14 protein-coding genes are annotated in these 13199 nt (G+C 63.7%); 4 read left to right on the top strand and 10 right to left on the bottom strand.

Features of this window, described 5'->3' with window-relative positions; all coding sequences use genetic code 11:
* Positions 1-360: 360 nt before the first annotated feature.
* Both Q8K99_01045 and Q8K99_01040 read left to right on the top strand, forming a co-directional pair.
* Positions 361-972: a PadR family transcriptional regulator gene (locus tag Q8K99_01045; GenBank protein ID MDP2181143.1), complete on the top strand. Its 612-nt coding sequence runs from the start codon at positions 361-363 to the stop codon at positions 970-972.
* Positions 969-1577: a flavodoxin family protein gene (locus Q8K99_01040; GenBank protein ID MDP2181142.1), complete on the top strand. Its 609-nt coding sequence runs from the start codon at positions 969-971 to the stop codon at positions 1575-1577. Before Q8K99_01045 ends, Q8K99_01040 begins: the two co-directional genes overlap by 4 nt.
* On the opposite strand, the gene Q8K99_01035 is transcribed toward Q8K99_01040, so the two are convergent.
* Both Q8K99_01035 and Q8K99_01030 read right to left on the bottom strand, forming a co-directional pair.
* On the bottom strand, positions 1574-2713 hold the full coding sequence (locus Q8K99_01035; GenBank protein ID MDP2181141.1) for a cytochrome c3 family protein: 1140 nt from the start codon (positions 2711-2713) through the stop codon (positions 1574-1576). The genes Q8K99_01040 and Q8K99_01035 overlap by 4 nt on opposite strands.
* 162 nt (positions 2714-2875) lie before the next feature.
* Positions 2876-4087 (bottom strand): cofactor-independent phosphoglycerate mutase, encoded by a 1212-nt coding sequence (locus Q8K99_01030; protein MDP2181140.1) that lies wholly within the window; start codon positions 4085-4087, stop codon positions 2876-2878.
* A 181-nt stretch (positions 4088-4268) separates the two neighbouring features.
* Here Q8K99_01030 and thrC point away from each other — a divergent pair, with 181 nt between their 5' ends.
* Positions 4269-5810 (top strand): threonine synthase, encoded by a 1542-nt coding sequence (gene thrC, locus Q8K99_01025; protein MDP2181139.1) that lies wholly within the window; start codon positions 4269-4271, stop codon positions 5808-5810.
* Here thrC and Q8K99_01020 read toward each other — a convergent pair.
* Together Q8K99_01020 and Q8K99_01015 are read right to left on the bottom strand one after the other, a co-directional pair.
* Positions 5791-6207, bottom strand: coding sequence for a hypothetical protein (locus Q8K99_01020; GenBank protein ID MDP2181138.1), 417 nt, complete (start codon positions 6205-6207; stop codon positions 5791-5793). The two genes, thrC and Q8K99_01020, sit on opposite strands and share 20 nt — an antisense overlap.
* 75 nt (positions 6208-6282) lie before the next feature.
* On the bottom strand, positions 6283-6843 hold the full coding sequence (locus Q8K99_01015; GenBank protein ID MDP2181137.1) for a hypothetical protein: 561 nt from the start codon (positions 6841-6843) through the stop codon (positions 6283-6285).
* A 183-nt stretch (positions 6844-7026) separates the two neighbouring features.
* Between Q8K99_01015 and Q8K99_01010 the strand changes: the two genes are divergently transcribed.
* Positions 7027-7233: a hypothetical protein gene (locus Q8K99_01010; GenBank protein MDP2181136.1), complete on the top strand. Its 207-nt coding sequence runs from the start codon at positions 7027-7029 to the stop codon at positions 7231-7233.
* Between the two features lie 6 nt (positions 7234-7239).
* Here the strand turns inward: Q8K99_01010 and nhaA are convergent, their stop codons facing one another.
* From nhaA to Q8K99_00980, 6 genes are all read right to left on the bottom strand, one after another.
* Complete coding sequence (nhaA, locus tag Q8K99_01005) at positions 7240-8598, bottom strand: Na+/H+ antiporter NhaA (GenBank protein ID MDP2181135.1); 1359 nt, start codon at positions 8596-8598, stop codon at positions 7240-7242.
* Positions 8591-9112 (bottom strand): N-acetyltransferase family protein, encoded by a 522-nt coding sequence (locus tag Q8K99_01000; protein ID MDP2181134.1) that lies wholly within the window; start codon positions 9110-9112, stop codon positions 8591-8593. Before Q8K99_01000 ends, nhaA begins: the two co-directional genes overlap by 8 nt.
* Before the next feature lie 620 nt (positions 9113-9732).
* Complete coding sequence (gene pstB, locus Q8K99_00995) at positions 9733-10521, bottom strand: phosphate ABC transporter ATP-binding protein PstB (protein ID MDP2181133.1); 789 nt, start codon at positions 10519-10521, stop codon at positions 9733-9735.
* A complete protein-coding gene (gene pstA, locus Q8K99_00990; GenBank protein ID MDP2181132.1) occupies positions 10515-11375 on the bottom strand; it encodes a phosphate ABC transporter permease PstA in 861 nt (286 codons plus the stop codon). The genes pstB and pstA overlap by 7 nt, the downstream gene beginning before the upstream one ends.
* Positions 11372-12301 (bottom strand): phosphate ABC transporter permease subunit PstC, encoded by a 930-nt coding sequence (gene pstC, locus Q8K99_00985; protein ID MDP2181131.1) that lies wholly within the window; start codon positions 12299-12301, stop codon positions 11372-11374. Before pstC ends, pstA begins: the two co-directional genes overlap by 4 nt.
* A 2-nt stretch (positions 12302-12303) precedes the next feature.
* Positions 12304-13197 carry a PstS family phosphate ABC transporter substrate-binding protein gene (locus Q8K99_00980; GenBank protein MDP2181130.1) on the bottom strand — a complete coding sequence of 298 codons (894 nt, stop codon included), beginning with the start codon at positions 13195-13197 and terminating at the stop codon, positions 12304-12306.
* Between the last annotated feature and the right edge of the window lie 2 nt (positions 13198-13199).

The following is a 13199-nucleotide window of genomic DNA, read 5'->3' as shown; positions in this document are numbered from 1 at the left end:
CCGCCCACAGGCGTCGACGTCTCTCATCGAACTCTCCCGCGAGCGCCCGATAGCGCTCTCCGATCGCATGCTCGTTGATCATACGATCTTACTTCGACATCACCAGCCAATCTCCTACTTGTTGTTTGACGCTTCCTTAGTACGCAACGCGGTCGTCAACGACTCCCTGCTCGACAATTCTCGAGCCAAAGGAGCTGCAAGATCTCACCCTCTATTGACGGTTGAGACATTGCCTCCACCTTGAGCTGGCGTTTTCCATCTCTCGCTCAATCCACACTTGAGCCTTTACACCCCTTGCCATTGTTATATGTTTGCCCCTATACTTGTTTTGTCATATATCGTCCAAAAGGAGTTCTTGGGATGTCGCTGGACTGTGCGGTCCTCGGTTTCCTGTCTACGGACGACCTGTCGGGGTACGACCTCAAGACGAGGTGCTTCGACGAGGCGATCCCGCATTTCTGGACGGCTGATCAAGCCCAGATCTACCGAACGCTCGACCGCCTGGAACGAGCTGGCCGAGTCAGCGTCCGGCGTCAGCGCCAGACAGGTCGTCCCGACCGCAAGGTCTACTCCATCACCCGCGCAGGCCGCGAAGCTCTCGCTGAGTGGGCCGGACAACCGCACGGGTCAGCGCCCTTCCGAGACCCGCTACTGATCCAGCTCTACTTCGCAGCGGATATCCCGCCCCAAGACCTGGTCGATGTTCTTGTCGCGCAACGAGAGGAGCATCAGGCGCGCCTTGACAGCCTCCGCTCTCGCGCCGCGACGTTCATGCACGAGTACCCACACGACGGGGAACGCACGATCGCACTGAGGCGCATGACCTTCGAAGCGGCCATGACATCGGAAAGGGCGACGATCGACTGGCTCGACAACTGCATCGACACTCTGCAAGCCCAAGATGACATCCCCGAAGGCGCGCAGAGAAGCCTGTTCGGAAACGCGAAGCGCACAGGGAGGAAGACGCAATGAGAATCGTGGTAATCGATGCGAGCAGGCGTGTGGGGATAGTCAGCAGATCGGTGGAGACCGCTGCCCTGGCCGCCGAGAACGCCGGCGCCACTGTGGAGAGGGTGCACCTCTGCGACCTTGAGATCCGATCATGCACCGGGTGCCATATGTGCCGGGCGACCGGCCTGTGCAAGATTCAGGACGACCTACCCTGGCTGGCCGAACGCATCACCGACGCCGACGGAGTCATCTTCGGAACGCCCTCCTACTTCCGCCGAGCGGACGACGCCACCAAGGCGATTCTCGACCGCCTCGCAGGCTACTTCGAGGGACCGGACCAGCTTCACCTGCCCGGTTTGGGGCTCAGAGAGGTTCCACAGGAGCCCTACGTGCGTGCCGCGAAGCGTGCGGTAATCATCACAGCGTGCGCCGCTCCGGAACCACTTGCGACGTTCTTCGGCTACACGACGGGCCCGCTGCGCGAGTTGCGTGCCGCGCTGCGGCCCGGGAACATCCGTACGATCGGCTCGCTGACCGTCACGGACACGTGGCGACATCCGACAATCGATGAATGGGAGCGCGACAAGGCGCAGTCGCTCGGGCGCATACTTGCCGGCAAGATCTAGGGAAGCTGCGCCACCGGGTGACAGTTGAGGCACAGGTTGTCGGCGGTCTCGACCAGGAAGCCTTGGTTGACCGTCTCGTGGGGGAAGTTCTGGAACCGGGGGTTGGTTGCCGCGGTCACGCCGTCGAGCGAGACGGAGAACGCCTCTGCATCTGCTGTGGCGCCGCTGAGTATTCCAACGTTGCGCGAGTCCTCGTGGCACTGCTGGCAAATCGGCTTGTGGGTCCCCTGCTGCGCCGTGCGGGGATATGGCATCAGGTATCCACGATGATCTCCGCCGAGGGCACCTAGTACTGTGACACCTGTGAGAACGTCAGAGTTCAGTTTCGCCACGTTGTCGTACGTGAAGGGCGTCGCGTGCGTCAGCGCACTGTCTACCGGGTGGTTCTTGATGGTACCCCCCGAATGGCGACCCTGATGACACGCAAGGCACCAGTCGGACCCGTACGTGTTGATGTCTGCTGTCGCAGGACCGGGTCGCTTCTTGAGAAGCTTGTTCGTGAGCTTGTACTCCCAGGCCTCGCGCCCAACCGTGGAGTACGGCACCCGTCGGCGTTCTCCGCGGAACCCCGCCACGGTGTTCGTGTCGTGCGCGTTGTGGCAGTCGGTACACGTCAGCGCATTGCTCAAACCCTTGAAGGCGTACGCCTTGCCTCCACCGGACGCTGGATCGCCACCGGGTACCCAGGTCGTCAGCTCGACGCGGTGCGTCTCACCGGGATCCGCACCAGTCCGGAACTTGATCGCCCCGTAGACGCCCTTGCCGCCCGTACCGTCATGACAGGTCCTGCAAGTCGCTGCGATCGTGGCACCGGGCAGAAGATGCTGATCCTTGTATGGCGCATTGTGAAGCTTGTGGCAGATAGCGCAACGCTGACTCGTCGTCGTGTAGCCATCGTGGGGTCCTTGTGCGTGCTCTGGCACGAGTCCGAAACCGCCGCCCGGTCCGTGACAGGAGGAGCAGTAGCCGGACGGGCTCGTGGCACCGTGACATGTCGTGCACGGCGAGTGAGCACCGAATGCCGGATAGGCTATCGACTCGTCGTATGCCAGCGCGACCGGGACTGCCGCGGCAAGCACGACGAATGCGACTGCGGCAACGCACACCAGTAGCCGAATCGCGACACCTATATGCAAGGACCCGGCAGTCCTCAATGCCCCCCCCCTCGCGCAGAACGTGCGCGCGGCATCCCAGTCGCCGCGGATCACGCTTCGTTAAGAAGTATATACGCTGAGTACCCGCTTCGTCCTGCACATCCTGCAGATCGTCAAAGCGGCAAAGCGATCGTCAAAGCAGCGTCAAAGCACGGTCGCGGTCCGGCTCGGCTGCTGAGCCAGAAGCAGGTCCATCACGCCTCGGCCGGGATCGAGGAACAGGCCCGTATTCCCGGCCGCAGATTCGCTATAGGCATTCGCTCCGTTGCTCGGGACGCCTGGTCCCCACAGCACGAACGGGACGGCTTCTCCGACGTGCGTCTTGAGAGCTATGGGTGTCGGGTGATCGGGCATAGCAAGAAGTCGCATCTCGATGCCGCAAGCCATGAGTCGCCCAATGACCTCCCGGTCGATCGCCTCGATCGCGGCGATCTTTGCCCTGATGTCACCTGCATGTCCCGCTTCGTCAGGCGACTCCACGTGAACGAGCACGACATCGTGGTTCCCGAGCGCCTCGATCGCCCCCGCCACCTGAGCAGCGTAGTCGTTGTCCGGTCCGTCGCTCACACCATCGATATCCAGACGGTCGATGCCGGTGAGCACCGCGAGGCCGTTCAACAGGTCCACGCCCGATGTCAACGCTGCGCGCTTCCCCCGCCTTGACTGGAACGGGATCATGCCCGAAGGGGCGACGCCGGGCCAGAACGGCCACACGTCCGTCACCGGGAGCTCTCCCGCGTCAGTACGACATAGGTTGAGCGCACTGTGCTGCAGGACCTGCCGGGCCCTCTTCATATACTCCAGCAGCATGTCGGCCCCGGCACCGCGCGGAAGGTTCCCTGCGATCTCGCGGTCAGAGATGTCGTGCGGAGGGGTGTACTCCGCATCGGCAAGCTCCGGGTGTCCTTTCACCACGAGGATGTGGCGGTACGCCACACCAGGGTGCACGCGAAATGTCTCGTCGTCGAGCGCCTGCCCGAGGTCGGCCACGATCGCGCGCGACTCCTCGGTCGGCATGTGTCCAGCAGCGTAGCTGCGCATCCGGTCATCCTCAACCGTCACGAGATTCATGCGTAGCGCGACTTCATCGGGCGCGAGCTGGATACCCATGCTTGCCGCTTCGATCGCTCCTCGGCCAACGTAGTCCTCGACCGGATCGTAGCCAAGGATCGACGTGCAGGCCGCCGAGGAGGACGGCTCCATGTGTGCGGGGACGGTCTGCGCCAGGCCGCAGCGCCCGCTCCGGGCCAGCTCATCGAGGTTCGGTGTCTCGGCGGCGCCCAGACACGTCCGTCCACCGAGTTCGGGGAGGGGCCATCCAGCAGCACCGTCGAGAATCACCACGCAGTACTTCATTCCGCCCCCATCGAAACTGCGGCATGCTGTTAGGGACACAAGCGTACTGGAATCGGCCCTCGGGCGCACAGCTTCGCAGGTCCGCGCAAGAGCCATAGGTTGTCGAACGCGCGCGGCGTGGGCGCTGGAGAACTCGCATACAGCCGCGCAGACGAAGCACGCCGTCGGGTATCATGCATCCATGAGGAACATCATCCACTACACGGACACGAGGGGGCTCGGTCCGGGGCATCGGCCCTTCACCGAAGTCGTCGTCAAGGGGATCGCCCCCGGCGGCGGGCTCTTCGTGCCCGAGACACTGCCGGCGCTTACCCTCGAAGAGATCCTCGTGTTCGCCGAGATGCCATACTGGCGCCGGGCGGCAGCGATCTTCTCGCGCTTCGGCGTCGACGTCTCCGACGACCGCATCGACGTGCTCATGCGCCGAGCGTACGGCGACCAGTGGGACGACGACCGCATCGCACCGGTGGTCGAGGTGCGCCCCGACATGCACGTGCTTGAGCTGTGGCACGGGCCCACGAGCGCCTTCAAAGACATGGCGCTCCAGTGCATGCCACTGTTCTTCTCGGAATCGATCGACATTCTGCGCCCACGCGGGCTTGCCAAGGACGACTACCTCGTCTTGGTCGCCACTTCGGGCGACACAGGCAAGGCGGCCCTTGAGGGATTCGCAAACCGCAACCACACATCGATCGTGGTCTTCTACCCTGCCGAAGGCGTCTCCGATATTCAGCGCAAACAGATGGTCACCCAGCGCGGCGACAACGTGGGCGTATTCGGCGTGCGTGGCAACTTTGACGACTGCCAGAACGCGGTCAAGGCCGCGTTCAACGACGAGCGCTTTGGCGACTGGCTGCACACCAGGTGGGGACTGCAGCTTTCCTCGGCCAACTCGATCAACTGGGGCAGGTTGCTCCCGCAGGTCGCCTACTACGTGAGCGCCTACGCCGACATGGTCGCGTCTGGCGGGGTCAAGGCCGGCGAGCCGATGGACGTGTGCGTGCCGACGGGCAACTTCGGCAACATCCTCGGTGCGTACTACGCGCGCGAGATCGGCGTGCCGATCCGCCGCTTGCTGTGCGCAAGCAACGAGAACAACGTGCTCACCGACTTCATCGCCACCGGCGTCTACGACATCTCCGAGCGCGACTTGGTCACCACGCCGTCGCCGTCGATGGACATCCTGATCTCAAGCAATCTCGAGCGGCAGCTCTACCACCTTGCCGGACCCGAACGGGTTCGCGAGTGGATGACCCAGCTCGCCGAGGAGAAGCGCTTCCAGGTCGATCGCGCCACCTTCGCGGCGATGCGCGAGCTGTTCCTCGGCGACTTCGTGACGAATGACGAGTCGCTCACGACGTCGCGTCGCGTATTCGATGAGACCGGGTACCTGATGGATCCGCACACCGCCGTCGCATGGGAGGTCGCCGAGCGGCTGCGCAGTGATGCGCCCGTTCTGGTCGTGTCGACAGCTCACTGGGCGAAGTTTGGCGCCGACGTGTTGCGCGCGCTGCGAGGAATCGAGTATGCGGAGTCTCTGCCGGCGGAATACGACGGCATGAGCGGCGTGCAGCTGCTGGCGACGGTGCAGGAGCTCGCGGGCGAGAGCGCATGCGTGCCGCGCGCACTGGCAGAGCTCGACGCAGCGTCGGAGCGGTTCACCGGCGTGGTAGACGCCGGGTGCGAGGGCGTCGAGAGCGCCGTCAGGGAGTGGCTGGGGTAGCCTCGGGCGCGATGCGGGGGGTCACGATGAAGGGCCACTCGTCGAGCTTGTGCCCGTCGACCTCGAGAACCCAGGCGTAGCTACCCTCGACCAGCTCCCGCCGACCGATCGAGATGGCTCGCGATATCACGACCGGCGCCCTTGTGTCTGCAGAGTCCCGGTCGACCTTGAATCCGGCATCGACACCGACTATGGTCTCGTCACGCTCGGCAAGGCCCTGCAATGTGATCCTGACGCGATGCTCGACACCCATCTCGCTCTCGTCCTCAACGCGAATAACGAAGGCCACGTCGGCCACAACCGGTCCTGCCTGAGTCACTGTCCAGAACCCGCCAAGGCAAGAGACCTTGTTGCCGTCATTGCGGGCGGCATCGGCCGTGAAGATCATGCCTCTCATGCTGTCTCCCTAGTGTCGGTGTCCAGGCGTACCGGAGGGAGCGACACTGCGATGCGAGCTGGCCGGAAGCGCCACCTACGGGTAGCTCCACTTCCCGGTCGCCTCATCGAGCGCGAAACTCTCTCCCTGGCCGCGTGACCACGACAGCGGCCCCCATTTGTAGTCGGTCACGTACCAGACGTTGAAGCGCTCCGGGTTCGAGGCGTCCCTCTCGACGTTGTCGACCCAAACGTGCTCGCCCTCGTGCCGCTCGAGGAATGAGTCTATGAGGGCGTCGGTCACGGCGGCCTCGTGAGCGCGCCAGAAGGTGTCCATGTTCTCCCAGTCGCCCGGCGCGTCCCCCGTGGAGAAGGCACGCCTGTATTGGACGCTCATGACGAACGGGATGCCGATCCGTTCGAAGCGGACCTGCATGTCTTCCTCGGTGTTCCCATCCGTTGCCGGGACCGACGACCCTTCGGAATCAACGTAGACGAACCCTGGATAGTCCGAGGCTATGCGGCTGCGCAAAGCGTCATTGAGTTGCAGTTCCGTGCCGCCGCGCGAACATGCGGCTAGCGCGGTTGCGGCGAGCGCGCATCCCGCTATCGCTGCGACACACCGTGCTACCCTGCGCGAACGTCCGAATCTCCCCAAGTCATCTCCTCGATTTGCCCGGCACCTCGTGAGGGCCCGACGCCAGCGTGCATGTCACATCGTGGCCCCACACGTTCGCGCAATCAAGCCCACGCCCGCGAGCCGACGCGCTACACTGGTCTGCCAAGCGACCGAGGAGCCCGCTTGACCGACCTCGCCGAGAACCGTGCGGCATTCCAACGCATGATCGACACGCTCTTCCGGCAGGCCACGGTCGTCTCGCGGCTGGACGTCGTCATCGCTGCGGAGTTCCTGGACTTTCCCGCTGACGTCCTTGGCATCGTGAACCTGCTGCCGCCCGGACGGTACACGCGGCACCGCCTGTGCAACCAGCTCAACTCGGCCATCATGGGGCACGGTTGGGGACGGACGCTTGGAACCGTCGAGTAGCGCGGCTCACGCCGCGAACGTGTCCTCGGCAGGCTGCGGAACGGCATACCGCAAGACGAGGTAGCCGAGCACACCCGCGATGACCGACGTCAGCAGGATGCCGAGCTTCGCCTCCGCCCGTAGGAGTTCGCCCCGGAAGGCGAGATTCGACACGAACAGCGACATGGTGAACCCGATGCCGCCGAGCATGCCGGCACCAACGATGTGCGCCCAGCCAACCTGGGCGGGTAGATCGGCGAGGCGGAAGCGCACAGCAAGCCAGGTGAAGGCCGTGATGCCCAGGGTCTTGCCGACCAGCAGCCCTAGGAAGACGCCTACAGTCACAGGCTCGAGGAGCAGCGCTCCGACATCGTAGTCGACGAGCGTGACGCCGGCGTTGGCCAGGGCGAACAAGGGCAGGACTATGAAGCTTGTGAGCGGCAGAAGCGTGTGCTCAAGCCGCTGAAGGGGGGCCGCGGTGTAGCGCGCCGCCTCCCTGATCTCGAATGAGCGGTGCTGCTGCACCGGATCGTCGAGCACGTGCGAACCGGGCACATCCTGCAGTTCGATCTCATCTAGTTTGCCGCGCGCCCACTCTATGAAGGCGACAGGCTCTGTGCGGGCCTTGGCAGGGATTGTGAATGCCACGAGTACGCCGGCGACCGTGGCGTGGACGCCGCTGTGCAGGAAGGCGAACCAGACGACACAGGCAACGAGGAAGTACGGTAGTGGACCATCGACACCGAGCAAGTTCAGCATCACAAGAACGAGCAGAAGTGCCAGCCCGATCCCGAGCCAGCCAAGCGCGATTCCCTCGGTGTAGAAGAGCGCGATCACGAGTATCGCGCCGATGTCATCGGCGATGGCTAGGGCGGTGAGGAAGACCTTGAGTGCCGTGGGAATCCGACTGCCAAGTAGGGCGAGCACACCCAGGGCGAATGCGATATCGGTCGCCATCGGAACGCCCCAACCGCTCGCTCCATCCCCTCCCCGGTTGACCATGATGTAAATCAGCGCCGGCACAATCATCCCACCGCAAGCCGCCAGGATCGGAAGCGCCGCTTTGCGTGCCGAGGAGAGCTCCCCAACAAGCACTTCGCGCTTGATCTCGAGGCCTACGACGAAGAAGAACAGCGCCATCAGGCCGTCGTCGATCCAGTGCAGGAGCGTCTCGGCGAAGTGCCATCCGCCAACCGAGATGCCGATCTCAATCTCCCATAGGCTGTGGTACCACTCAGCGAGAGGAGAGTTCGCTAGCCCGAGTGCCAGGACCGTCGTGCAAAGCAAGACAACGCTGCCGGCAACCTCAAGTTTCACAAACTGCGCGAAGCCCCGCTGTAGTCGCGCAACCCGTTCGAGCCCTATTTGTTTCGCGCTGCTAGTCACGTTCCGCGAGACCTCCTTGGTCAATCAGTCGCTCCAAGATCACGACATCCAGGCGACGTCCGAACTTGAGGCCGACCTCCCTGAGCAGGCCCACGCGTTCGAATCCCATCCGCTCGGTCACACGGAGACTATGCTCGTTCTCGGAGACGACCTGGCTCAGCAGCGCGCGATGTCCCGCGCGCCTTGCGCACTCCACAAGCTCCTCCATGAGCTGCGGTCCGAGACCTCGCCCTACAGCGTCGGGCGCCACGTAGGTCGAGACCTCGACGGCGGGAGCATATGCCGGACGCGGCGACCACGCGGTAAGTGAGCCCCACGCCACGACGCGGCCGTCAATCTCCGCGACGAGCACGGGGTATCGCTCGCCGTGCGCGTCGAGCCACGAAAGACGTTCCTCGGCGGTCTTGGGTTCCGTATCGAAAGTCGCCGTCGAATGCTCGATGTAGTGGTTGTAGATGTCGGCGATAGCCTGGGCGTCCGCCATGCACGCGTCGCGGATCAGCGCATCGGTCAAGTTGCATCTCCCGCCATGATGTCCGGCTGCTTCGAGAACATCTCATGATACGTTCCGGAAAACAGCGGCACCAACGCAGTTGTCGGAGACGGAATCTTAACCCATTTCGGATCTCAGGGCACGAAAATTGCTTGCAATATCGCCAAGAGCAGGCCGCCCGCCTTCACTCCTCCTCCCCCTCGGGGGCGGGAACGCCGCTCATCAAGCAGGACGCGCCACTCCCCCTCGGCGCGTCCTGCGTTCTTCTCTCCTGGCAAGGAATCCACGGATGACTCCATGCTCGCAAGAGCGAGGAATCCAGCGCGCGGCCAGACGCCGGATCTAGGTCCAGTCTTCGGCATCGCAGTCGCACGAGTGCACGGAGGCGGCGGCACCTGCAAGTGTGAGCCGCTCGCGCGGAGAGGTGTCCGGTGCAGCTGATCGTCACCTCATCAGCGCAGGCGATGTGCGGCACAAGTGCCGCGACAACAAGCATCGTGGCGATCAGAGCGGGTGCGCTTCGTGCGAGTCGCATGGTTCCCCTCCCGCATGCTTCCGGTTCCGACTGCCGGACCCGGCGAGGGAACCATCATTCAGGAAGGGTCTTGCCAGGGTCTATCCAGGAACTTCCCGCTCCCGTCCTATCCGAACCGCCCGGTGATGTATGCCTCGGTGCGCTTGTCGCCGGGATGTGTGAACATCACACGCGTCTCGCCCATCTCGACAAGCTTCGCGGGTTCGTCCATGCTCTCGCGCAGCATGAAGGCGGTGTGGTCGGATATCCGCGCCGCCTGCTGCATGTTGTGCGTGACGATGACGACCGTAACCGAGGACTTGAGCTGAGCGATCGTGTCCTCGATCTGCTGGGTAGATATCGGGTCGAGTGCCGACGCAGGCTCATCCATCAGGAGCACCTCAGGCGTGGTTGCGAGGGCCCGGGCGATGCAGAGCCGTTGCTGCTGCCCGCCCGAGAGCTCAAACGCATGCTTCTTGAGCGCGTTCTTCATCTCGGTCCAGAGCGCAGCGCGCTTCAGCGACTCCTCGACGATAGCGTCAAGCTCGGTACGCGCTCGCAACCCATGCGTCCTGGGCCCATACGCCACGTTGTCATAAACCGACATCGGGAACGGGTTGGGCTTCTGGAACACCTGACCCACTCTAGTACGCAGCTCGACCGGATCGACGCCGCGGCCATAGATATCGCGGCCATCAAGAAGGACCGTTCCGCCCACGGTCACATCGCCGAGTTCATCGTTCATCCGGTTCAGACACCGCAGCAACGTGGACTTCCCGCATCCCGAAGGACCAATGAGTGCGGTGACAGCGCGCTCAGGAATCTGCATGGTCACCCCCGCGACTGCCATCTCCGAACCATACGCGACCGAGACTTCGGCCAGTTCGAAGAAACCGGAGGTGGTTGTGACTACCATGTGATCCTTCTCCTTTGCCTGGAACGCCACGTGGCAACGATGACGTTGATGAAACTGATGCCAGCAACGAGCACGAATGCGGTTCCCCACACCATCATCGGAGACTGCTTCACCGCCTGAGTGGCCATGATGTAGAGGTGGTACGGGAGCGCCATCGTTTCATCGAGCGGCGAGTTCGCGACGGGCGCAAAGAACGCGACTGCAGTGAACAGAATCGGGGCCGTTTCCCCGGCGGCACGAGAGAGACCGAGTATCGACCCTGTCATGATTCCTGGGGCGGCTGCGGGCAGGACCACCGTTCCGATCGTGCGCAACCTGGACGCGCCGAGCGCCAGGGCGGCGTGGCGCAAGTCGGTGGGAATCTGCCGAAGAGCCTCCTCGGTCGCCGTGATCACGACCGGCAGCGTCAGACACGCGAGCGTGGCGGCACCCGAGATGATCGAGCGCCCGAGCCCGAGCTGGATCACGAACAATGCCACCCCGAAGAGGCCGTACACGATCGACGGTACGCCGGCCATATTGGCGATCGCCAGTCTGATCATGCGCGTCATCCTCGTGCGGGGCGCGAACTCCGCCAGGTAGATGCCGGCCATGATGCCGATTGGCAGCGCGAGCACCGCCGTCCACGCCACCAGATAGACCGTGCCGAGGACGACGGGATAGATGCCGCCCTCGGTCATCGCCTTCCGTGGCGCCTCTGTGAGGAATCCCCACGAGACGAACCGCGCGCCCCGGAAGGCGATGTATCCGATCAACGCCACGGCCACGCCGATGGTCGTCGCCGCGATGGTGCCAAGCACCGCCTTCGCGATGGCCTCGTACAGGCGGGCGCGCCGCACCCTTCCTCGGCTCATCGGCGCCACCTCCGCCGCTGACGTTCGAGAACCACGTCGGCTGCAAGGTTGATGAGGAAGGTGACCACAAACAGCACCATCCCCATCGAGAAGAGCACCGAGTAGTGCAGTCCTCCTCTGACCACCTCGCCAAGCTCACCCGCGATCGTGCCGGGAAGCGTGCGGACGGAGAGGAGCGGCGTGCCGGCAATGATGCCGGCGTTGCCGGCGAGCATGAGCACGACCATCGTCTCGCCGATCGCACGGCCGAGACCAAGCATGACCGCCGCGAAGATACCCGAGGAGGCAGCCGGAACCACAACCTTGTACGTGGTCTGCCAGCGTGTGTTGCCGAGCGCGAGCGAGCCACGGCGCAGGTCTCCCGGCACGGCATGGAGCGCGTCCTCGGCAATCGAGACGATCGTCGGTAGAGCCATGATGCCGACCATGATCCCCGCGGCAAGCGCAGTGAGTCCGGTATCGAGTCCCAGCGTGCGCTTGATGAAGGGCACGAGCAGCGCCAGACCGACGAGACCGAGAACGACCGAGGGGATCGCGGCCATGAACTCGATGATGGACTTCGACAGTTCCCGCACGCGCGAGGAGGCGAACTCGGAGAGGTAGACCGCCGTGCCCACGCCGAACGGGACACACAGGAGCAGGGCAACGAAAGTCACCCACAGCGAGCCGACCTCTGAAGGCAAGAAGCCGAACTGCGCGTTGGATGACGTCGGGTACCAGTTGTCACCGGAAACCATCGCCACGATGCCGACCTCGTGAAGCGCTCGATAGGAGCTCACGAAGAGGTACGTGGCGATAGCCGCGAGGATGACAATAGCCGCCCAACCGGACGCGGTGATGAGCGCACGAACAACGGCCTCGGCCGCCCGGCGATGTGCCAGGCGGCCGGGTCTCCGTTGCGAAACTGGAGACGTCGTTGATGTCACTACTACTGGAGCGGGACGAAACCCTGGTCGGCCACGATCGTCTGGCCCTCGGAACCGAGGATCCAGTCAAGGTAGGCCTTCATGACGCCGTCAGGCTGACCGTTGCTGTATATGTACAGATCGCGACCGAGCGGGTAGGTTCCATCGAGCACCGTGTCCACCGAAGCGGTGATGCCCTCGACGCTCAGCACTTTGATCTCGGAGCCGGCGTTCTCGGCGTAGCCGAGGCCGACATAACCGATGGCCGCGTCGTTGCCCTTGACCTCATCGACGATTGCCTGGTTGGAGGATAGGAGCTTGGCCTCCTTGGCGTACTCGGCGTCCTTGCCGACGACAGCCTCCTTGAAGTACTCGTACGTACCCGAGGAGCTGTCACGCGAAAGGAGCACGATGGCCTTGTCGGCGCCGCCGACGTCCTTCCAGTTCGTGATTTCGCCGCGGTAGATCTTGCCAAGCTGCTCGATGGTGATGTTCGTGACCGGATTAGCCGGGTTCACGGCGACCGAGATGCCGTCCTTCGCGATGACATGCTCGACGGGGTCGACACCCGCAGCCTTGGCCTGGTCGATCTCCTCCTGCTTCATGTCGCGAGACGCGTTCGCGAAGTCCACCGTGCCGTTGATTAGCGCCGCGATGCCCGCGCCGGAGCCACCGCCTTTGACCGAGATCATCACGCCAGGGTTCGCCTCCATGAACATCTCGGCCCATGCCTGGCCCGTATTGACGATCGTGTCGGAGCCCTCGACGTTGATGGAGCCAGTGAGCTCCTCGGTCGTTCCGGTCTCGGTGCTCGTACCCGAGTCGGTCCCGCTGCTGTTATCGCAGCCGGTGAGACCCAGCACGGAAAGCCCCAGGACCGTCACCAAAGCGAGTGACATCCACTTCTTAGCCTTCACGA

The organism is Actinomycetota bacterium, from assembly GCA_030682655.1.
GTDB lineage: Bacteria > Actinomycetota > Coriobacteriia > Anaerosomatales > JAUXNU01 > JAUXNU01.
Note: the sequence above shows the minus strand (reverse complement) of the source record. Positions and strands in the feature narration are given on the sequence as shown.